The organism is Bradyrhizobium sp. HKCCYLRH2060 (assembly GCF_051168135.1).
Lineage (GTDB): Bacteria > Pseudomonadota > Alphaproteobacteria > Rhizobiales > Xanthobacteraceae > Bradyrhizobium.
On record NZ_JBNPUK010000007.1, the window covers coordinates 149,339 to 170,707 of the forward strand.

Annotated in this window: 20 protein-coding genes; 9 read left to right on the forward strand and 11 right to left on the reverse strand. The window is 66.2% G+C overall.

Going from position 1 to position 21,369, the window contains the following annotated elements; translation table 11 throughout:
- Window positions 1–12 precede the first annotated feature (12 nt).
- From ACQR10_RS16210 to ACQR10_RS16230, 5 genes are read right to left on the reverse strand one after another with little or no spacing between them, the layout of a single operon-like run.
- Window positions 13–504, reverse strand: a complete 492-nt coding sequence (locus tag ACQR10_RS16210) for a prepilin peptidase (RefSeq protein WP_315802987.1) — start codon at window positions 502–504, stop codon at window positions 13–15.
- Between the two features lie 46 nt (window positions 505–550).
- Window positions 551–1,171: a HupE/UreJ family protein gene (locus ACQR10_RS16215; RefSeq protein ID WP_316180613.1), complete on the reverse strand. Its 621-nt coding sequence runs from the start codon at window positions 1,169–1,171 to the stop codon at window positions 551–553.
- Window positions 1,168–1,779, reverse strand: a complete 612-nt coding sequence (locus tag ACQR10_RS16220; RefSeq protein WP_315802989.1) for a HupE/UreJ family protein — start codon at window positions 1,777–1,779, stop codon at window positions 1,168–1,170. Before ACQR10_RS16220 ends, ACQR10_RS16215 begins: the two co-directional genes overlap by 4 nt.
- A 17-nt stretch (window positions 1,780–1,796) precedes the next feature.
- Window positions 1,797–2,777 carry a HupE/UreJ family protein gene (locus ACQR10_RS16225; RefSeq protein ID WP_316216195.1) on the reverse strand — a complete coding sequence of 327 codons (981 nt, stop codon included), beginning with the start codon at window positions 2,775–2,777 and terminating at the stop codon, window positions 1,797–1,799.
- Complete coding sequence (locus tag ACQR10_RS16230) at window positions 2,774–3,658, reverse strand: peptidylprolyl isomerase (RefSeq protein ID WP_315803165.1); 885 nt, start codon at window positions 3,656–3,658, stop codon at window positions 2,774–2,776. The genes ACQR10_RS16225 and ACQR10_RS16230 overlap by 4 nt, the downstream gene beginning before the upstream one ends.
- Window positions 3,659–3,939: 281 nt before the next feature.
- Here ACQR10_RS16230 and ACQR10_RS16235 point away from each other — a divergent pair, with 281 nt between their 5' ends.
- The 3 genes from ACQR10_RS16235 to ACQR10_RS16245 all read left to right on the forward strand — a co-directional run bounded on the left by ACQR10_RS16235 (window position 3,940) and on the right by ACQR10_RS16245 (window position 7,131).
- Window positions 3,940–5,964 (forward strand): hypothetical protein, encoded by a 2,025-nt coding sequence (locus tag ACQR10_RS16235; RefSeq protein WP_316216196.1) that lies wholly within the window; start codon window positions 3,940–3,942, stop codon window positions 5,962–5,964.
- 120 nt (window positions 5,965–6,084) lie between these two features.
- Window positions 6,085–6,414, forward strand: a complete 330-nt coding sequence (locus tag ACQR10_RS16240; protein ID WP_316216406.1) for a hypothetical protein — start codon at window positions 6,085–6,087, stop codon at window positions 6,412–6,414.
- A 93-nt stretch (window positions 6,415–6,507) separates the two neighbouring features.
- Window positions 6,508–7,131: a 2OG-Fe(II) oxygenase family protein gene (locus ACQR10_RS16245; protein WP_316216197.1), complete on the forward strand. Its 624-nt coding sequence runs from the start codon at window positions 6,508–6,510 to the stop codon at window positions 7,129–7,131.
- A gap of 4 nt (window positions 7,132–7,135) precedes the next feature.
- Here the strand turns inward: ACQR10_RS16245 and ACQR10_RS16250 are convergent, their stop codons facing one another.
- From ACQR10_RS16250 to ACQR10_RS16260, 3 genes are all read right to left on the reverse strand, one after another.
- Entirely contained in the window at window positions 7,136–9,556 is a 2,421-nt protein-coding gene (locus ACQR10_RS16250; protein ID WP_410051414.1) for a spermidine synthase, read from the reverse strand.
- A gap of 453 nt (window positions 9,557–10,009) precedes the next feature.
- A complete protein-coding gene (locus ACQR10_RS16255) occupies window positions 10,010–10,699 on the reverse strand; it encodes a tetratricopeptide repeat protein (RefSeq protein ID WP_434838958.1) in 690 nt (229 codons plus the stop codon).
- Window positions 10,700–10,877: 178 nt separating this feature from the next.
- Window positions 10,878–11,780, reverse strand: coding sequence for a LysR substrate-binding domain-containing protein (locus tag ACQR10_RS16260; RefSeq protein WP_316216200.1), 903 nt, complete (start codon window positions 11,778–11,780; stop codon window positions 10,878–10,880).
- A 108-nt stretch (window positions 11,781–11,888) separates the two neighbouring features.
- On the opposite strand from ACQR10_RS16260, the gene ACQR10_RS16265 reads away from it, so the two are divergent.
- From ACQR10_RS16265 to dusA, 6 genes are all read left to right on the forward strand, one after another.
- Window positions 11,889–12,638 carry an SDR family NAD(P)-dependent oxidoreductase gene (locus ACQR10_RS16265; RefSeq protein WP_315802997.1) on the forward strand — a complete coding sequence of 250 codons (750 nt, stop codon included), beginning with the start codon at window positions 11,889–11,891 and terminating at the stop codon, window positions 12,636–12,638.
- Between the two features lie 15 nt (window positions 12,639–12,653).
- Window positions 12,654–13,502: a transketolase gene (locus ACQR10_RS16270; protein WP_316216201.1), complete on the forward strand. Its 849-nt coding sequence runs from the start codon at window positions 12,654–12,656 to the stop codon at window positions 13,500–13,502.
- Window positions 13,502–14,515, forward strand: a complete 1,014-nt coding sequence (locus ACQR10_RS16275; protein ID WP_434838959.1) for a transketolase family protein — start codon at window positions 13,502–13,504, stop codon at window positions 14,513–14,515. Before ACQR10_RS16270 ends, ACQR10_RS16275 begins: the two co-directional genes overlap by 1 nt.
- 120 nt (window positions 14,516–14,635) lie before the next feature.
- A complete protein-coding gene (locus ACQR10_RS16280; protein WP_434838960.1) occupies window positions 14,636–15,610 on the forward strand; it encodes a TRAP transporter substrate-binding protein in 975 nt (324 codons plus the stop codon).
- Window positions 15,607–17,466: a TRAP transporter large permease gene (locus ACQR10_RS16285; protein WP_316216204.1), complete on the forward strand. Its 1,860-nt coding sequence runs from the start codon at window positions 15,607–15,609 to the stop codon at window positions 17,464–17,466. The genes ACQR10_RS16280 and ACQR10_RS16285 overlap by 4 nt, the downstream gene beginning before the upstream one ends.
- A gap of 295 nt (window positions 17,467–17,761) precedes the next feature.
- Window positions 17,762–18,781: a tRNA dihydrouridine(20/20a) synthase DusA gene (gene dusA, locus ACQR10_RS16290; protein ID WP_316216205.1), complete on the forward strand. Its 1,020-nt coding sequence runs from the start codon at window positions 17,762–17,764 to the stop codon at window positions 18,779–18,781.
- A gap of 75 nt (window positions 18,782–18,856) precedes the next feature.
- Here dusA and ACQR10_RS16295 read toward each other — a convergent pair whose 3' ends face one another.
- Genes ACQR10_RS16295 through ACQR10_RS16305 form a run of 3 tightly spaced genes read right to left on the reverse strand, consistent with a single transcriptional unit; the run spans window position 18,857 to window position 21,262 of the window.
- A complete protein-coding gene (locus ACQR10_RS16295; protein ID WP_316216206.1) occupies window positions 18,857–19,393 on the reverse strand; it encodes a TIGR02281 family clan AA aspartic protease in 537 nt (178 codons plus the stop codon).
- A 28-nt stretch (window positions 19,394–19,421) separates the two neighbouring features.
- Window positions 19,422–19,619 (reverse strand): DUF1289 domain-containing protein, encoded by a 198-nt coding sequence (locus tag ACQR10_RS16300; protein WP_316216207.1) that lies wholly within the window; start codon window positions 19,617–19,619, stop codon window positions 19,422–19,424.
- Window positions 19,620–19,666: 47 nt separating this feature from the next.
- A complete protein-coding gene (locus tag ACQR10_RS16305) occupies window positions 19,667–21,262 on the reverse strand; it encodes a sensor histidine kinase (RefSeq protein ID WP_316216208.1) in 1,596 nt (531 codons plus the stop codon).
- Window positions 21,263–21,369: the final 107 nt, after the last annotated feature.

Genomic DNA, 21,369 nt, shown 5'->3' on the forward strand with positions numbered 1-21,369 from the left:
GGCTTACGGCAATCAGAAGGTCACGAGCAATTCGCGGCCGGTGGCCTGCAGGGCGAGTACGGCCAGCAGGCCGAGGACGAGGAACGGGCCGAACGGCAGCGCCGTCTGGCCCGTCAGCCGTCGTCCCATGACGAAGAGAGCGAGCGCCGCAGCGAGTGCCGTCGTCGTGGCGATGAGCAGCAGGATCGGCAGATTTGGCAGGCCGGCCCAAAGCGTTGCAGCCATCAGAAACTTGACGTCGCCGAGGCCCAGTCCCTGGCGGCCGCGGGCCATTGCGTAGAGCAGCCGCAGCAGCAGCAGCGCCAAGCCGATCGCGAGGGCTGCGGCGCAATTCCACAGCGCCTCGGGCAGGTCGACGAGCGTCGCCAGTCTTGCGAAGCCGCTGGCGGCGACCAGCGCATTCATCCAGTCGGGCAGCAGCCCGCTGCGCAGATCCGTCCAGATCAGGCCGGCGCAGGTCAGGAGCAGCACGGCAATGGCTGCGATATTGATGGCGTCGGTCACGCGAGGTGGGGATTGGCGGTGTCGGATCACCCGAGCATAGGCCTGCTCAGGACGCGAGCGATAGTCCCGCCATCATCAGGCCGATCGCGGCGACCCAGCCACCGACCGCGCGCACGGCGATTCCGCGCCAGCTCGATACCGGCTCGGTTTCGGGACGCCGGAAGGTGAGCGCGAGCGCCATCACGAGGGTGATGGCGACATAGCCTGCACTGGCGAGCCCGGCGGCGTACAGGAGACGGTCGGTCTGCGGCACGAGCTCGCCGGCATTCGCTGCGCCGCGCATCAGCCCGAGCATGAATGCGATCGCGCTCAGCAATGTCACGGGAATGCGCAAGGCCGCGGCCAGCAGCAGCCCGAGAATGAGAATGGTCGCGGCGTCGACGAGCGGGGAAGCCGGGGCGAGCCCCGACCCGGCGGCGAGCGCCAGCCCCGCGCACAGGCCGAGCGGAAACACCACGACCAGCCAGCGTCCGCTCGCCGCACCGAGCGAGCCGGCCAGCAATCCCAGCGCGGCCCAGACCACGACGTCTTGCAGGGTGAGCAGCGGATGCAGGGCGCCGGCGTAGAAGTCACCGAGCCGGGCCGATACGATATGCGCATCGGCGAGCTGCGCTTGCGCCAGCAGCAGCACGGATGCGAGCAGGGCGGTCCGGTGGTACGTCCTCATGCCGCGACTCCGAGGCTCGCGATCAGGAAGTAGCCGCCGAGCGCGGCGATGGCTGCGCCGACGCCCTGGATGATACGCTCGCCGCCGGGCCAGCGCGCGAGCGCGCCGATGGTGATGCCGCAGGCGTGGAGAAGACCGGTCGCGACCACGAAGCCGCAGCCATAGGCCAGGGGATTCGCCGCCGTCGGGAGCTCGATGCCGTGCGCGTGGCCATGAAAGATGGCGAAGATCGCAACAATGATAGCCGCAATCGCGAACGGGACACGGACGCGCAGGGCGACAGCGAGGCCAAGGACCAGCGCTGACAGCGCGATGATGAGCTCCGGGACGGGCAGACCGATCTTGAGGATTCCCAGGACGGCTCCGAACGCCATCACCAACGGGAAGACGACCGGCAGGATCCAGATCGCCGCGCCGCCGAGCTGCGCGCCCCAGATGCCGACTGCGACCATTGCGACCAGATGATCCAGCCCGGTCAAGGGATGCAGCAGACCACTGGCGAGGCCGCCGCCGACGCCGGTCTGCTCATGGGCAAAGCCAGGATTCGCAGTCAGCAGCGAGAGCAAAGCCGCACCCAACACGGCGTGCAGGAGTTTGCGCGCGATCATGTTCGTCCCATTCATCATCATGCGGCCGCCAGAACCCGCACCAGGCGGCCCAGGAACCAGAACATCGAGACCGAGCCGATCGCATAGGCCGGCAGCTCGGCGCCCCAGCGCGGCAGCGCCGCGCCGAGCCGGCGATGCGCCCAGATCAGTGCCAGCACCAGCAGCACGAACAGGATCTGCCCGACTTCGACGCCGACATTGAAGAAGAGCAGCGCCGCGGGCAGGATTCGCCGCTCCAGGCCGAGGCTCGCGAGCGCGCTGGCGAAGCCGATGCCGTGGACGAGACCGAAGCTGAAGGCGACGGCCCAGGCGTAGCGGGCGGTCAGCCCGATCTCGCCGCGCTGCTGCTTGATGATCTCGACGCCGACGAACACGATGCTGAGCGCGATGCAGGCGTTGAGCGGGCCTTCGGGAACGCCGATCAAGCCGAACGCCGTTGCAGCCAGCGAGGCGCTGTGGCCGATCGTGAAGGCCGTGATCGTCTTGAGCAGGCGCCAGCCGCCCTGGACGATCCAGATCAGCCCGAGCACGAACAGCAGGTGATCGGCGCCGAGCAGGATGTGGTCGATGCCGAGGTTGACGTAGGTCTTGGCAAGCTCGAGCCAGGTCTCGAGCGTCGGCGCATCGGTGCCCAGCACCGTCACGACCGGATTGGCCGCTGAGATCGTGTAGCTGCGCGTCTCTCCAGCGAGCGACGTCACGCGGATGATGGCAGCCGACATGTCCTCGCCGAGATTGCCGATCGTCATCTGTCCGACGAGGCCCTTGTCGCCGCAATTGAGTTCCGGCAGGCGCAGGTAGCAATGCGGCGGCATCTTGAGCTCGATGCGGTTGACGCCATCCTTCGGCAAGGTCGTCCATCGCCCGATATACGCGCCGGGCCGCATCTCGCGAAATTCGAGCACGGCGATCGTCGCCTGATGCGCAGCCGCCGGCCGCCCAGGCAGCAGCGCTGCGAGCGCGAGCACGATGGCGATCAGGGCGCGCGCGCCGGTCACGGCTCGTACCTGATCGTGTAGTTGGCCTTGAGCCGGCTCACCGCCTCCCAGGCCCGTTTCCGTGTCTCTTCAGTGTGCCAGATCTTGGCTGCCTCGGCGCGGATGTCCTCGAGTTTCGCAGGCGCGCCCGGCGTCCGGGCGTCGAGACGAACCACGTGCCACCCGTCTTTCGACTGCAGCAGGATCCATTCCTGGAGGGGCGCCTTGAGCAGGCCTTCGCTGAAGCCGTCGCCGAAGCCGGCGGCCAGGCTCGGCACCGGCCGGTCGAGAACCGCGCGCGTCTGATCGCGCAGCTCCTCCGATTCGCGCTGCTCGCGAATGTCGTCCAGATAGCGCCGCGCCGTCGGTTCGTCGCTGGGTGGCGTCATGAAGAAGCTGACACGCTCGGGCTCGTCGAACCGCGCATGATTGTCGGCGAACCAGGCGCGCAACTGCTCGTCGCTTGGCTGCGGCACGCGCACCTGATCGAAGATCAGATATTGCAGCTTGAACGCGACACGGTCGCGGATCATCTCGTCACCGCGGTCGACGCCGAGCGTCTTGCCTTCCCGATAGAGGATTTCGCTGGCGACCCAGGCCTCGACCATCTTCTGCAGCTCGGCCTCGCTCGGGGTGCGCTGCTTGTCCTCGTCGAACGTGTCGATGAAGGACTGGCGCAGCGCCTTGGTCACGGTGATGACCTTCTCGTCCTTCGCTGGCGGATGGATGATGGCGTCGGCCGCGAAGATCAGTCCGCCCAGAACAAGGAAGTGCAGGAGCGGCTCCCTGCCGAGCCCACGCAGGGCGGTCACGAATGATATTCGCGCTGGGGAAGAGCTGTTGCCATCTTGCTGATTGGAGCGTGCAGAGGCGCTCTCAAAGGTCTGCGCCGCATTCGACATGGCAGGGGCTGACATACGTTCTTTACAACTCGGGCTGCGCTCGTTGCGCGGCGCGTATATGCAACGGCACAGTTGCCGTTGTCACCGGGCAAACGTCAGTGTCACAAAAATTTCGCAACGATTGCGGATCGCGATGGCCGTGGAGATGGCACCAGCAAAAATAAATCCTTCAACAAACTGTCTCCGAGTTTTGGTTTGGTCGCGCCGCGAATGACGACGGCGCATCGGTCGCGTTGTCATCTCGGTTTGGAGATCGATCGAATTCTTTAGGGGCGACGATAATGGTTCCATCTACCAAGAAAATCCTGCTGACAGCGGCCTCGGTCTCGCTGGCTCTGTCACAAAGCGCCAACGCCGGGGAGCGTTGGGGGGAAACGAGCAAGAACAATCCGTATGTCGCGGGCGACATGCACAACCACAACACCTGCACCGACGGCTCGGTCGCAGCCGGCTATGCGATCGATCGCTCGGTCGGCAAGGGCACCGCGGCTGCTGGCGGCAATAATTTCGACCTCGACTGGTTCACCCTGGGAAACCACGGCGGTTCGGGCAACCGCGATTGCCGCTTCAGCGATGCGAGCGCCAACATCCCGGGCGACAACACCACGACGTATTGGAGCCAGACGCTCGGCAAGACCATCGACGGCATCACGATCACCAGCCTGAAGGGCACGCCGAACGGCACCGACACCAACGCCAAGATGTGGCGCTGGCAGTCGATCAAGGAAGTCGAGTATCCGACCATCGTCAATCGCACCGCGACCTACAACAAGGTGCTGGTCGAAGGCCTCGAGTGGATCCTGCCCGGTCACGAGCATGGCGACGTCGCCGTGATCGCCGGCCAGAACCCGCGTGGCTACGGCAATGCCGACAAGATGGCCGAGTTCGAATATCGTTTCGACCGCGGGGACACTGACTCGATCGGTCCGGTCGATGCCAGCAACAACCCGGTCTGGGCCGGCAAGGACAATGTCAACAATTCCGGCACGGCCGGTCACCAGAAGGCCGTTGCCGGCATCGCCTGGCTGCAGGCGAACCATCCGCTGCAATCCTACGCGGTGCCGACCCATACCGAGCGGCAGGGACCGTTCAACCCGAACGGCTCGGCCGGCTACAACATCGAGCACTTCCGTGACTTCAACAATGCCGGCCCGACGGTCGCGTTCGGTATCGAAGCCCCGGGTCACATGGCCGAGGGCGGCGTGAACGGCGGCTCGGGCTCCTATGGCTCGGGCGCGGTCGGCGGCGGCACCTACGGCATGCAGGGCGTCTACACCGCCAAGGTTGGCGGGCTCTGGGACGGTCTGCTCGGCGAAGGCCGCAACTTCTTCCTGTTCCAGAGTTCGGACTGGCACAGCCGCGGCGTCTATGGCGCGCGCGATCCGGGTACGACGGCGGACTTCATCCCCGGCGAGTACACCAGGCTGTACGTGCCGAACGAGCGGCGCTTCTCCCAGCAGTCCATCATCGACGGCATGCGCTCGGGCAACTCCTATTCGGTCAACGCCGACATCATCGACTCCGACATGGAGTTTCGTGCGAAGGGTGAATGGGACTACGACTGGAAGACGATGGGCGAGACGCTGGTCGTGCGTCCCGGCGAGAAGGTCACGCTCGAGATGGAGATGACCGTTCCGGCGTCCAACAACAGCCCGTACAGCTTCAACAATCCGCTGCTGCTGCCGGTCGGCATCAAGCAGCCGTTGAACAAGCCCTCGCTCGACCACGTCGATCTGATCACCGGCGACATCACCGGTCCGATCGCGCCGGGTGCCCCGGGCTATGCGGTAGCCAATGCCAAGGGTGTCGATGGTGCGGCCATCGTCTACAGCCCGTCGGCCAAGATCGCGAAGCAGATCCAGGCGACCAAGATGCGGAGCCGCAAGCTGCGCGACGGTTCGACCCGCCTCAGCTTCACGACCACCTTCATCGCCGGCCAGACGCCGTTCTACATCCGCGCCCGCGGCACCAACATCCCGCCGGCGACTCCGAACGTCTCCGACAGTGCCGGTAACCCGCTGCTCGATCTCAACAACGCCAACGTCAGCTGCACCGATGCGGCGTGCCCGTCGCACCTCGGAACGGTCAATGGCGTCAAGAAGGTCACGAACGACGTGCAGGCCTGGTCGAACGTCTGGTTCTATGGCAACCCGATCTTCGTCCGAACCTACGGCACGCCCAAGCTGCTGGTCGAAAAGAATCAGGAACTGGCCCGCAAGCTGGCTCACGAGCATCACCACTGGCACGACTGGGACCACTGGGGGCACTGGGGCCACTGGGGTCGCTGGGCGTTCAACCGCGACTGATCGATCGGCACCAATCCGGCGGGACGATATCGTCCCGTCGGATCCTGCTCACTCCGAGCGCCGGTTTGCGAACCGGCGCTTCGTCTTTGAAGCCTGTTTGACCTGGGGTTCGTCGAGATGATGTCTCGCTTGTCCGCCGTGAGTTTTGCCGTCCTTGCCCTCGCGAACGCGGTCGCGTCGGCGCATGACGAGGAACCGACGCAGGAGGCATGCGATGCCGCGGTGGCCGAGGCACGCGCACAGGCGGCGACCTTGCCGGCGGACGACGTGTCGCGCTATTTCGCCGAGCGGGACATTCAGCAGGCGCTGGTCGAGGCCGGCAATGGCGAGTTCGATGACTGCGTCGAGAAGGCCGAGCGGGCCGTGCTGGAAGTACGCGACCGGCCCCACAGCCTGAGGCCCGGCGAGCGGCTCAATATTCTTCGTGCCGACGAAATGCCGACGCGCTGACGGGCGCGCACCGCGTCTCGCCTCTCGTCATCCGGCTGTCATGCAAGTCGGCAATTTGTCGGTCCTGTTGCGGCGCATGCAAGGCCTTGAGACATGGACCAGATCGAAGCTCTTTTTCCAATACCGTTGTTGCGTTCGCCTGGGCTCTTGAGCGCCGAGCTCAAGGACGCGGCGGTAGCAGCGATACGCAATTCGAAGATCGAGAACAATCTGCGGTCCGGACAGTTGTTTCACACCGAGGTCGCCGATCCCCGCGCCAACAACCTGTTTCAGACCATCGCCGAGCTCGCCGTGCCCAAGCTGGTCGATTTCGGCGAGCTGCTGTTCGGCGAGAAGCTGCGCTGGACGGTCAAGGAGATGTGGACGAACATGCTGGAGACCGGCGGCAACCAGACCCTGCACGCCCACGCCAACAGCTTCATCTCCGGCATCTTCTATCTGACGCCGTCGCATCCTGGTAGCCGCACCGTGTTCGTGCGGCCGCCGGGCGGCAGCGACTTCTCGTTCCGCCACCATACCCGCAGTGCCGCCGTCGGCCCGTTCAATGCCGGCAAATATGTGCTGCCCGAGGCGGAGCCCGGCGATCTCGTGCTGTTCCCGAGCTATCTCTACCATGAGGTGCCGCGCAATCAGGGCGACCAGCGCATCACGATCGCCTTCAACGCGATTCCTGATCATCTGGATTGCTGGGGCTACCGCGTCAGCTTCGCGTCCTGACGCGCTATTGTTCGAACTCGCGCGACCGCAGGTCGCGCGCCTCGTGTCGCGACGGCGCGGCGGCATCGATCGCCCGAAGCAGGCGTTCTGCAGCCGCGCGATCCGATCCGAGCAGCGCTTTCACCATGCTCATCAGCGGCGCATAGGCCGGCTCGAACTCGGCGCTGGCGCGAATGGAATCCAGGAGGCCGGGCGCGGCGGCTGCAATGAGCGCCGGTCCGCGCGGTTCGCCGGTCAGCGCCGCGCCGGCCTGGATGAATCGGTTGCGAGCCTGCCAATAAGCGCCGAGCCGCTGCTCCCAGCTTCCACGCTTCGAGTCGCCCAGCAGTTCGCCCGCGTCCGTCTTTGTCTGATTGAGGACCGTCAGCAGCAACTGCCATGGGGCCGCGGAGAGAGCGTGGACGTTGCTGCGCGCGTCGAACGTGACGAACGGGAAATCGTCGGTGTTGTGCGGTCCCGGACCGGCGAAGCTCGCGAGTGCTTTCGCGCCGGCGACATACTGGCCGAGAAGGTCGATCGGCTGATCGAAGCCGAGCGGTTGAATGATCGGGTGAAGCTTCCGGTCGGAAAACCGTGCGGCGAGGAGCTCGGGATCGATCGGGTCCGGGGCCGCCGATCCGATCAGGGCCAGCATCGGCGTGCGCACGCTGTAATGGTTCAGCCAGGCTGACCCGTGTGGGAAGACCGCGAGAAAGCTTCTGATGATCGCCCGCAGCGACGGTGCATCGAGCTGATAGAGCGGCAGCCACTGGCAGAACACGCCCTCGGCCGCCAGCCTCCGCTTGACGGCCGCGAAATGTTCGACCGTGTACAGCGCGCCGCTGCCATCCAGCGCCGGGTGGAACAGGTCGGCCACGATCACGTCGTAGCGTCCGTCGTCGGCGACGATGAAGCGCCGGGCGTCGGCAACGGCGATCGGCGGTCTTTCCTTCTCGGCCGCGGGGTTGTCGAACCAGGACAGCAGCGCGACGACCTCGGAGGAGAGTTCGACCGCGCGCACGTCGAGATCCGGCATCTGCGCTGCGCCGAGCACGGTCGCGCCGGTGCCGACACCGAGGAAGAGCGCGCTGCGCGGCGCCGGATGCAAGAGCAGCGGCAGCATGGCCTGGCGGAAATCGGACCGCACAGAGCTGGTACCGCCCATGCGGAAGTGGCCGTTCACTTCGAGATAGCGTGCCCCCGAGGCGTCGTCGACGACGCTTGCCGTCGCCATCGATCCCTCGCGCACGGCGAGAAGCTTGCCGCCCGGCGGGACCTTGATGAGCAGGGGGGCGGGAAGGCACAACAGCGCGAGCGCAAGCAGAGCGGGCGCCGCGGCCCACCGCAGCACGACGCGTTGCGGCTGCAGCAACAGCAGATATCCGACGGCAACGAGGATCAATGCCCTCCAGATACCGAAAGCGGGAATCAGCAGCTGTGCTGCGGCCAGCGGTGCAATGGCTGCGCCGACGCTGTTGATGCCGACGGCCCAGCCGACCGATCCCCGGCCGTCACGGACCTCCTGCATGAGCTGGCCGAACAAGGCACCCATCGCCATCGCGGGCAGTAGCAGCAGCGCCAGCGCGATGCCGAGCTCGCCGGCGACGCCGAGGCTCGCCGCGCTATCGGCGAAGCCGCCAAGCAAGGGCGTCATGATCGCCGTGCCGAGGCCAACGAGTGCGGTGAGGCTGATCAGAACGGTTCTGCCGCGTGCAACCGTGGGCCCCAAACGCTGCCAGATCATGCCGCCGATCGCGGTGCCCAGCAGATAGGCCGCCAGCAGACAGGCGAAGCTATAGACCGTGTCCTGCATCATCTGCGCGGCCAGGCGCACGACCAGCACTTCGAACGCGATGCCGAGCAGGCCGGTGACGAACAGAGTTGCCGTCAGGCGGAGGCCGGTGACAGCATGCCTGCTATCGTCACGCGCGCGAGCGTCGGCCTGCACGGCTCGGCCGAGGCGAAGCGCTGCGAGCGCGCAGGCCGCGTTGACGGCTGCCAGGCAAAGCAGCGTCGTCGACAATCCAAGCGCGGGGATCAGCACGAAGGTGGACAGCAGCGTGCCGGCGACGGCGCCGGCGGTGTTCGCGCCATAGACGCCGGCGCTGACGGACCGCGTGCCGTGCGCTGCGGACGTCATGCGTTCCAGCGCGGTCAGCGTGCCGCCCATTGCCACCGTGGCCGGCAACAGCACCAGCGTCGGCAGCAGGAAGCTCGCGCTCCACAACAGGAGGGGGGAGGGAGCCGTGCCGAGCAGCGGCGCCAGGGCGCGCGCGCTCGCCGGAAGCAACCAGATCGCACATAGCCCCCACAGGCCGATGACCGCTTCGAGGACGGCATAGAGCCGGTGCGGATTGGCGACGCGGCGGATCCGGCCATCGAGGACGAAGGCGCCCACCGCGAGCCCAGCAAAAAATCCGGCGATGGCGCCGAGCACGGCCATCATCTCCGTGCCCAGGGCGAGGGCGAGCTGGCGCGTCCAGACGATCTCATAGCCGAGCCCGGCGAGGCCGGATGCCGCAATCAGCAGCTTCAGCGCCCCCAGCCGGGCCGTGCTCTGGCGGGCGACGAGATCGACGCCGGATGACCTGGCGCCTTGCTTCTCCGCGACCAGATCATTGTCGCGCGGGTCTGCGTGGCGTGCCTCGGTCAAGGTTTGGTACCTGCAATTCCCGTGATCGGTCTTCGGATGCAGCGCGCCGTGCGGAGTACTGGTCCGAGCGCTGGATCAAGCTCGGCGGCACGGGCCGCCAAGGTCGAGATCGTTTCCTTGTGTTCGTGTTTCGTGACGGTGGTTTGACAGAGGCCGCGGGAGCACTAGCGTCGTCTGAACGATTCCAGGGGCAATGATTTTTGGTGAGACTGCCACGCGTGCGGATCGTGGATCGGGCTGGTCGCCCTATTGGGCCGGCAGGCCCGCGTCGACCATGAGCTGAACGATCCTGGCCGCGGCCTCGCGATACACCGGACTGGTGTTCTTCATCGGCGGCGCAACGTTGAGCGCGGTCGTGCCGGGCCGCAGCTTCAGTCCCTTCTGGATCGCGGCTCTCGCTTCATCGATCTGTCCGGCCCTCTGATAGGCGGCCGCCAGCAGCATATAGGGACGCCCGGACGCGGCCGTGATGGCGATCGAGCGCCGCAGCCACGGCAGGGCTTCCTCCGCGCGATCCATCATCATGTGCGCCCACCCGACGCCCAGGAGCCATGTCCAGCGTGAGACCGCCGGCGTGTCATAGCGGTCGGCCTGCTGGAAGGTCGCCAGCGCATCCTCGAAGCGGCCGAGATGGAGCTGCCCGAGGCCGACCAGATACAGCGCGAGGCCGTCCCATGGATCGAGACTCAGCGTTCTGGCGCAGATGACCAGGCTTTCGACGAAATGATTGGTTGCGCTGAGGGAAGCGGCAATAGGTCTCGAGCACCGCCCCGACAACCATGACGATCTCGCCGGCCCGGTCGTCGCCTCAGCGGCGGAGGCGGCGGCGACGTCGAGCACGGTGGTCGGGGCGGGGGAGGGAAGGTCCACCTCGGGCGAAGAGACCTTGATCTCTGCCTCCGACGCGATGTCCGCGGTAAAGACGTATCCCCCCATTGGCCGCGCAGGACACGCTGCCCGAACAGTTGATCAAACGACGGCCGAGTAATGATCTGAAAGATCAACCTGGGCTGCTTGGCCTGCCTCAAGGTGAGCGTTTCAGCCTCGGGACGCAATGCGTTCCGAGAGCCCCAATCAGCGAGCTCGGTCGAAAGAAAGCAGGGACGGCGCGAGATCAATCGAACGATCGTCGCCCTCCGCGTTCCGGACTGAGCTCGGATGTGATCCAGTCGGCAAAGGCGCGGACAGCCGTGCGTTGGTGAGCATTGCGGGGAAATACCAGGCGATGGCCGACGTAGCGGACGTCGGTCGCGCGGCCGGCTAGCGGCGCCACCAGCCGGCCGGATGCCAGCTCACGCTCGGCCAGCAGGGTGGATTCAAGGGCAACGCCGAGACCTTCGGTCGCGGTCGCAAGCGCCAGGAAGCTGCGGTCGAAGCGCATGCCATGAAGAGCGGGAGGCTCGAGACCGTTGGCGGCGAACCATTGATGCCACTGGATCTGCTTGACATCGGAGCGGATCAGCGTTCGTTCCAGCAGGTCGGCAGGCCGCTTGATCGTGGCCGCCAGTGCCGGCGAGCAGAGCGGCGTCACCGTTTCCTCGGCCAGCGGAACGATTTCGACACCTTCCGCATGCGGCTGGCCATAGACGATATCGATGTCGAAATCGTCGTTCTTGAATCGCGCATAGTCGGTGTTCGCCGCAAGCCGCACCTCGAGCTTGGGGTGGGCGGCGAGAAATCGCGCCAATCGCGGCGTCAGCCACTGCGCAGCGAAGCTCGGCGCCGAATGGACGCGGACCAATTGGGGACCGCGCGCGGCGACCTCCTCCAGGCCGCGGCGCAACTGGTCGAAGGCGGCGCCGGCATGGCGCATCAGGTTCTCGCCGGCAGGTGTCAGCCGCACCGAGCGGGCGGTGCGCTCGAACAGCACCGTGCGCAGGGTCGTCTCCAGCTTGCGGATGGCGTGGCTGACTGCGCTCGGGGTCAGGTGAAGCTCATTCGCTGCATCGCGAAACGAGCCAGTCCGTGCAGCGGCCTCAAACGCTTTGATTGACGAAATCGGGACGTTGGATAGCATCGGATGAGTGAACCAGATTCATCTATCCGTGACAACTGCGCGTTTGTCCCCGCCGGTCAGGCCCGCCATGGTCAAGCCCAACACAACGACACTTTGGGAGGACCAAGGATGCTGCTCAGCGGCAAGACGGCGATCATCTCGGGCGCAGCTTCCAGGCGCGGTATTGGGCTGGCCACTGCGCGACGGTTCGCCGCCGAAGGGGCGCGCGTCGCCATCCTCGACCTCGATGCGGCGGCGGCCGCCGACGCGGCGGCCACGCTCGGCCACCAGCATCTCGGGATCGGCTGCAACGTCGCCGACAACAACTCCTGCAACGACGCCGTCGCGCAAGTCATCGCCACATTCGGCGTCATCGACATCCTCATCAACAACGCCGGCATCACCCAGCCGGTCAAGCTGCTCGACATCACGCCCAACGACTGGGATCGCATCCAGGACGTCAATCTCAAGGGCGTGCTGTTCCTGTCGCAAGCGGTGATCCCCCACATGCGCGCGCGCAAGCAGGGCTCTATCGCCTGCATGTCGTCGGTTTCGGCGCAGCGCGGCGGCGGCATCTTCGGCGGGCCGCATTATTCCGCGGCCAAGGCCGGCGTTCTCGGTCTCGCCAAGGCGATGGCGCGCGAATTCGGCATCGACGGCATTCGCGTCAACTGCGTCACGCCGGGCTTGATCGGCACCGACATCACGGCCGGCAAGCTGACCGACGAGATGAAGGCCAAGATCCTCGAGGGCATTCCGCTCAACCGGCTCGGCACCGCCGACGACGTCGCCGGCATCTACACCTTTCTGGCGTCGGACCTCTCCGCCTATGTCACGGGCGCGGTCATCGACGTCAATGGCGGCATGCTGATCCACTAACCAAGGTCTCAAGAGATGGACACCGCAACCAGCCGGCTCGCCAACGCGCCGACATTGGCGCAGCGCGCCTACGACATCCGGCGCAACGCGCTTCGCATGGGCGAGGTGCAAGGGCAGGGCTACATCGCCCAGGCTCTCGACATCTCCGACGTGCTGGCAGTCGCCTACTTCCACGCCATGCGCTACCGGCCCGAGGATCCCAACTGGGAGGAGCGCGACCGTTTCCTGCTGTCGAACGGACACTATGCGATCGCCCTGTACGCCGCGCTGATCGAGGCCGGCATCGTTCCCGAGGCCGAGCTGGAAACCTATGGCAGCGACGACAGCCGGTTGCCGATGTCCGGCATGGCGTCCTACACGCCGGGCATGGAGATGTCGGGCGGCTCGCTCGGCCTCGGCCTCAGCATCGCCGTCGGCATGGGACTCGGACTGAAGCGCAAGACGTCGAGCTCGCGCGTCTACACGCTGTTCTCCGACGGCGAGCTCGACGAGGGCTCGGTGTGGGAGGCGATCTCGTCCGCCAGCCACCACAAGCTCGACAACCTCATCGGCATCGTCGACGTCAACAATCAGCAGGCCGACGGCCCTTCGACCCAGGTCATGGGCTTCGAGCCTTTGGTGGATCGGCTGGAAGCGTTCGGCTGGTTCGTGCAGCGCGTCGACGGCAACGACCTCGACGCCGTGGTCGCCGCCTTCGATGCCGCCAAGACCCACGCGGCGCCGAAGCCGCGTATGATCGTGGCGGACACGCTGATGGGCAAGGGCGTGCCCTTCCTCGAACAGCGCGAGAAGAACCACTTCATTCGCGTCGAGCCGCACGAGTGGCAGCTCGCGATTGCCGCACTCGACGCTGGGAGGCCGTGATGAAATCGACGAGACCCGCACCGGATCTGAGCAAGCCGCGCCTGACGACCTCGGCGATGATCGCCTCGATCGCTTCCGAGGGCCAGCGCACCAGGCCGGCGCCGTTCGGCCACGCGCTGGTCGCGCTGGCGCGCAGCCGGCCGGAGGTGGTCGGCATGACCGCCGATCTCGGCAAGTATACCGACCTGCACATCTTCGCGAAGGAATTCCCCGAGCGCACCTACCAGATGGGCATGGCCGAGCAGCTGCTATTCGGCGCCGCATCCGGCATGGCGGCCGAAGGCTTCATGCCGTTCACCACGACCTATGCCGTGTTCGCCTCGCGCCGCGCCTACGACTTCATCCACCAGACCATCGCCGAGGAAGATCGCAACGTGAAGATCGCCTGCGCGCTGCCCGGCCTGACCTCCGGCTACGGCCCGAGCCACCAGGCGGCCGAGGATCTCGCGCTGATGCGCGCGATGCCGAACTTGACGGTGATCGACCCCTGCGATGCGCATGAGATCGAGCAGGTCGTGCCGGCGATGGCCGCCCATCAAGGCCCGGTCTACATGCGGCTGCTGCGCGGTCAGGTGCCGCTGGTGCTCGACGAGTACGACTACACATTCGAGCTCGGCAAGGCCAAGCTGCTGCGCGACGGCCGGGACGTGCTGATGATCTCGTCCGGGCTGATGACGATGCGCGCGCTCGAGGCCGCCAAGGCGCTGTCCGATGATCGCGTCGACGTCGGCGTGCTGCACGTGCCGACGATCAAGCCGCTCGATGCCGAGACCATCGTGCGCGAATCCGGCCGCTCCGGCCGTCTCGTCGTCGTCGCCGAGAACCATACGGTGATCGGCGGACTGGGGGAGGCGGTCGCCGGGGTGCTGATGCGCGCAGGCGTGCACGTACCGTTCCGGCAGATCGGCTTGCCCGACGAATTCCTCGACGCCGGCGCGCTGCCGACCTTGCACGATCGCTACGGCATTTCGTTGTCGGAAGTCGTCAAGCAGGTCAAGGGCTGGCTCAAATAGCGGACCAGCCGCTGACATGACCCGCCGGCGCGCGGACGCGCCGGACCATAACAACAATTTCATACTGGAGGGACGGGAATGCGCAAGGCAACGACGCGTCGGCGATTCATGGCAGGAGCAATGGTGGGGGCTGCGGTGCTGCCGTTCACCGGGCGATTCGCCAAGGCAGCGGAGTTCACGATGAAGCTCGCGACCGGACAGGATCCGTCGCATCCGGTCAACAAGCGGGCGCAGCAGGCGGCCGATCGCATCAAGGAGGCGAGCGGCGGCCGGCTCGATATCAATCTCTACCCGGCCAACCAGCTCGGCTCCGACACCGATCTGATCTCGCAGGTCCGCGTCGGCGCCGTCGATGCGATCAACATCGCGAGCTCCGTGCTTGCCACCCGCGTGCCGCTCGCCGGCATCGTCAACACCGGCTTCGCCTTCACGTCCTACGACCAGGTCTGGAAGGCGATGGACGGCAGCCTTGGTGATCACATCCGCAAGGACATCGAGAAGACCGGCGTCATCGCGCTCTCCAAGCCCTGGGACAACGGATTTCGCCAGGTCACGTCCTCGACCCGCGAGATCAAGACGCCGGACGATCTCAAGAGCTTCAAGATCCGCGTGCCGGCGGCGCCGATCCTGACCAGCCTGTTTCAGGCGCTCGGTGCCGGTCCGACACCGATCAACTTCAATGAGGTCTATACGTCGCTGCAGACCAAGGTGGTCGAGGGCCAGGAGAACCCGCTGCCGATCATCGCCACCGCCAAGCTCTACGAGGTCCAGAAATACTGCTCGCTGACCAGCCACGTCTGGGATGCCTACTGGATTCTTGGCAACCGCGCTGCCTTCGGCAAACTGCCGTCCGACCTGCAGACGCTGGTCACGAAGGAATTCAACAAGTCGGCGGATGACGAGCGATCCGACATTGCCGCGCTCAGCCAGAGCCTGCGCGCCGATCTCGCCGCCAAGGGCTTCACCTTCGTGGATGTCGACAAGGAGGCATTCCGTGGCGCGCTCGGCAAGAGCAGCTTCTACAAGGACTGGCGCGGCAAGTTCGGAGAGGAGGCCTGGAAGATCCTGCAGTCGAATGTGGGAGAGCTCGGATGAACTCGGTCGACGCGTCTCTGGCAGCCTCCACGAAGCACGGCGTCGTCGAAAGCCTCGAGCGGGCGCTGACGAAGCTGATCGAGATTCCCGCGATCGTCGCGCTGGTCGCGGAAGTCGGAATCCTCTTCACCGGTGTGACGGCGCGCTTCGCCTTCAACCGGCCGCTGACCTGGGCTGACGAGCTCGCGTCGATCACCTTTCTCTGGCTCGCGATGCTGGGCGCCGTGCTCGCGCTCAGCCGCGGCGAGCACATGCGGATGACCGCGCTGATCGACCGCGTCGCACCGCGCACCCGCGCGGTGCTGGAGAGCGCGGCGCTGATGGCGCCGGCGCTGTTCCTGGCGATCCTGCTGCATCCTGCGATCGACTATGCGAGCGGACAGGCGTTCGCGGAGACGCCGGCGCTCGGCCTGCCCGACAGCGTGCGGGCCGGCGCGGTGCCGGTCGGCATCGGCCTCATGCTGGCCACCGCCCTGCTGCGCATGGCGCGCCACGGCTCGCGCGACATCGCGATCACGCTGGTGATCCTGGCGGCCACGGCGCTCGTGTTGTGGGGCGCGGCGCCGGCGCTCAAGGCGCTCGGCAACTGGAATCTGATCGTCTTCTTCGCGATCCTGCTCGGCGCGGCCGTGCTCGCCGGCGTCCCGATCGCATTCTGCTTCGGGCTCGCCACGGTGGCTTATCTCCTCACGGTCACCTCGGCGCCGCTCGAAGTCGTCACCAGCCGCATTGACGAGGGCGTCTCATCCCTCGTTTTGCTCGCGATTCCCTTGTTCATTCTGCTCGGCCATCTCATCGTCATGACCGGCATGGCGGCAGCGATGGTCGGCTTCCTGGTGTCGCTGGTTGGCCATGTCAGAGGCGGCCTGTCCTACGTGCTGCTCGGCGCGATCCTGCTGGTCTCGGGCATTTCCGGCGCCAAGACGGCCGACATGGCGGCGGTCGCGCCGGTGCTGTTTCCGGACATGAAGCGCCGCGGCATTCATGACGGCGAGCTGGTGTCGCTGCTCGCAGCCTCGGGCGCGATGGCCGAGACCATTCCGCCCTCGATCGTGCTGATCATTATCGGCTCCGTCGCCGGCGTCTCGATTTCGGCCTTGTTCACCGGCGGCATCCTGCCCGGCCTGGTGCTGGCCGCCGCGCTGGCGGTGGTCGCCAAGCGCCGCATGGTCGAGCCGGAGGGCGTGATCCGACCGCGGCCGACCTGGGCCACCATTCGCTCGGCGCTCATCACGGCGCTGCCGGCACTGCTGCTGCCGGTGCTGATCCGCACCGCGGTCACCGAGGGCGTCGCCACCGCGACCGAAGTCTCGACCGTCGGCATCGCCTACACGATCCTGGTCGGACTGCTCGTCTATCGCCGCTTCGACTGGCGCAGGCTCTATCCGGCGCTGGTGCATACTGCCGCTTTGTCGGGGGCGATCCTGTTCATCATCGGTGCGGCCACCGCGATGGCCTGGGCGCTGACGCAGTCGAACTTCTCGCATGCGCTCGCGGCGATGATGGTTTCGGTGCCCGGTGGCAAATACGGCTTCCTGCTGATCTCGATCGCCGTGTTCATCCTGCTCGGCAGCATCCTCGAAGGCCTGCCGGCCATGGTGCTGTTCGGCCCGCTGCTGTTTCCGGCGGCCAAGCTGCTCGGCGTGCACGAGGTGCACTACGCGATGGTGATCATCCTCGCGATGGGCATCGGCCTGTTCGCGCCGCCCTTCGGCCTTGGGTACTACGCGGCGTGCTCGATCGGACAGATCCATCCCAACGCCGGACTGACCCGCATCTGGCCCTATCTCGGCGCGCTCGTGCTCGGCCTGCTGCTGGTTGCCTTCGTGCCGTGGCTGTCGATCGGCTTTCTCTGACCCCCCGGGTCGGCTGAAAACGTGAGGACCGAGATGCCAGTCGCGAGCTCGAGGCCCAGGACATCGAAAAGAGCTTCGGTGCACCCACGTCCTGCGCGGCGCCAACCTGCGGATTCGTTCCGGCGAGATCCACGCTCTGCTGGGCGGCAATGGATCTCCCGCAGCGGCACCAATCGACGGCTGCCTGATCGATCTCCGGTACAACATTGTTTTACCGGGAGACCAAAAATGGGTCGAAATCAGCGGAAATCGGCGTAAATGGACGCTGATGGGATGCTTCCGGCGCGACTTCTGAATGACTGATATCTCAAATAAAATTGCAAAATCAAACGCTTGGCGTTTCTCCGTCGCCCCTATGATGGACTGGACCGATCGGCACTGCCGGGTGTTCCATCGGCTGCTGTCGCGCCGGGCGTTGCTCTATACCGAGATGGTCACGACCGGCGCCGTCATTCATGGCGACCGGCAGCGGCTGCTCGGCTTCGATGCCAGCGAGCATCCGGTGGCGCTGCAGCTCGGCGGCTCCGATCCGTCAGATCTGGCGACGTCGGCCAGGATCGGCGAGGATTTCGGCTACGATGAGATCAACCTCAATGTCGGCTGTCCGTCGGACCGGGTGAAGGACGGCCGCTTCGGCGCCTGTTTGATGGCCGAGCCCGCGCTCGTGGCCGCCTGCGTCGCCGCGATGAAGCACGCCGTTCGCATTCCCGTCACCGTGAAGTGCCGCATCGGCATCGACGATCAGGATCCGGAGGTCGCGCTCGATGCGCTGGCGGACGCGGTCGTCGATAGCGGCGCCGACGCGTTGATCGTGCACGCGCGCAAGGCGTGGCTGAACGGCTTGTCGCCAAAGGAGAACCGTGACGTTCCGCCGCTCGACTACGACAGGGTGTACCGGTTGAAGGCGAGGCTGCCGCACGTGCCCGTCATCATCAATGGCGGCATCGGCAGCATCGAAGCTGCGCAAGGTCATCTCGCGCATGTCGATGGCGTGATGCTTGGGCGAGCGGCCTATCAGGAGCCGTGGCGGCTGCTCGATGTCGATCCCGTCCTGTTCGGCGAGGTCGTGCCGCATCGGACCATGAAGGATGCGTTGGCGGCGCTCGAGCCCTACATCGTGCGCCAGCTCGGGCAGGGCGCGCGGCTGCACGCGATCACGCGGCATCTCGTCGGCGCCTATCACGCGGTGCCCGGCGCACGCGCATTCCGCCGCCATCTCGCCGAGCGTGGCGTCAAGCCAGACGCCGGCATCGAGGTACTGCGCGAGGCGGTCGCGATGGTCGAGGAGCGCCCAGCGGTTGCTGCGCTGGCCTGAGCGGCTCAGGCCAGCGGCAGTTCGGCGACGGCCTGGCGCGCGATCTCTCTGCTGGCTGCGACGAGGCCCAGCTCCTCAGCTGCGGTCGGGAAAGCCGTGCAGCATCAGCCGGTCGGAGCGCACTTCCCAGCGCTCCAGCCGGTCGAGGAAGCTCATGCCGAGCAGGTTGGTCTTCATCTGGCCGTGCGGCACCACCAGCGCCGGCACCGAGCGCTCCACCAGTTTGCCGATCGCGAGCCGGTCCAACGTCAGCCGCGCCGCCTTGGTATGGCCACCGGCAGTTTCGACGTCGACGTCGTAGGCGAGCAGTTCGAGCGGCAGGCCCGCGGCCTTGGCGGTCTCGTAGGTCAGAACCACCGATGTGGCGCCGGTGTCGACCACCATCGGCGCGGTGACGCCGTTGATCTTGGCGCGCAGCGCGAACTCGCCGCCTCTGGTGCGCTCGATCTCGACCGCGTTGGTCGGAGGGCTCGCCTTGGCTCTGAGCGCGCGGCTGCGCAGAACCTCCGACACGGTGTCGCTCGCGAGCGCCGCCTGCTCGGGATCCTTGTAGACGATCACGGCGCCCGCGGTGAGCACCATGGTGATGAAAACGAGCGCGACCTTGTTCATGCCGCGCCTCCCGTTGGCACGGAGGCGCTCAGTCGCGGCGGCGCGCCAGCGCGGGCAGGCCGGCGTCGTGCATGCGGGACGGCAGCCCGTCCATCAGCGCCAGCCGCTCGTCGGGCGACATGCGGCCCCAGCGGGCGATCTCCGGCAGCGTGCGTCCGCAGCCGAAGCAGAGCTTCGTCTTCGGGTCGATCATGCAGACGGCGATGCAGGGCGTATCCTGGCTCATGGCGCGAGTTTGAAAGGTTCTGCCACTGTCGTGCAAGTGCAATCATCTCACAGTCCCGTTCCGGCATTCATGATCGGCTTGCGCACCCGGCGCTTCTCCTGAGCGGGGGTGATCGCGTGCTCCGGCTGCAACGGCGGCGCCTCGTCCGACAGCGGAGCGAGCGCCGACATCACCCGCTCCGGCGGGAAGGTGACGATCACCTCGGTGCCGATGCGGACCTTCGATTTCAGCGTGAACGTGCCGCCATGCATTTCGATCAGGTTCTTGGCGATCGGCAGGCCTAATCCCGCACCCTGTTCGGCCGACTTGATCGAGTTGGAGCCCTGGCCGAACGAGGCGAGCACGATCGGAATCTCGTTCTCGGGAATGCCCGAGCCGGTATCCTTGACGCTGAGATATTGTCCGCCCGAGGCCGTCCAGCCGGCCTTCAGCCAGATTTCGCCGCCCTGCGGCGTGAACTTGATGGCGTTGGAGAGCAGGTTGAGCACCACCTGGCGGATCGCGCGCTCGTCGGCCCACAGCCGCGGCATCTTCTGCTCGAACACTTCGTGGATGGTGATGCCGCGGCTCGTGGCGCGCAGCTTCAGCAAATGGTGGCAGTCGGCGATCACGTGCACCAGCGCCACGGCTTCCTCGTTCAGCTCGTAGCGGCCGGCCTCGATGCGCGAGAGATCGAGGATCTCGTTGATGAGGTTGAGCAGGTGGACGCCCGAATTGTGGATGTCGGCCGAATATTCCTTGTAGACCGGCACCGCATGCACGCCGAAGATCTCGCTCTTCATCACCTCGGAAAAGCCGAGGATGGCGTTCAGCGGCGTTCGCAGCTCGTGGCTCATCTGCGCGAGGAATCGCGACTTCGCGACGTTGGCGGCCTCCGCACGGTAGCGCGCCTCGTCGGAGATCGCCTTCGCCTGCTCGAGCTCGCCGATCAGGGCGTCCTTCTCGGCGCGTGCTTCGAGCGTGGCGAGCGTCGTCGCGTGCAGCTGATGGGCGAGCAGCACGAAATAGCCTTCGGCCGCGACGGCGAACCCGGCGAGCAGGTAGTTGTCGAACGTGCCCGACAGCGCGAGGCTCAGCGTGATCGCGACCGTCACCGGCGCGGTGACGGCGACGGCTGCGATCGGCAGGTTGGCGGCGAGCATGCTGGAGACCGCGATCACCAGCAGCATCAGGAACATCATCAGCGTGCCCGACACCGCCGCGAGCGCCGGATGGATCAGGATCGCCATCCAGCACACGCCGTAGAGCAGGTCGAGCAGCACGAAGCGCGTGCGCCAGCGCCGCGTCGCCGCCAGCGACGGCTGGTCGGCGAGGAAGTTCGAGCAGTTGCGCACGATCGCCGCATGAATGCAGAGCACGCCGAGCGTCCAGGCGCCGGCCGCGATCGTATGCAGCCACACGCTGAGCATCAGGCCGGTTGCCACCACCAGCAGCACGACGATGTAGGAGGCGGAGATGCGGGTCTGCGCGTATTGGCGCAGCAGCTCGCGGTCGAAGGCCGGACGCGTTCCCGATGTCGACGTTAACCGGTCGCGCGCCTCGCGCACCCGCTGCTGCGCGGCCCGGCGCTGGCTTGCTGGTGCAAGCGCCGGCGGATCTGCCGGAAGCTCGACGACCTCAGGCTTTTCAGCGGGTTTACTCATCAAACAACACAAATCCTGCCCGCGAGGTACGGGCTGCTTTCTGCATTGTCTATAACTGGGCCCAAATCCTTAAGACGGATTATAGACAACGAAAAATTTGCGTTAAC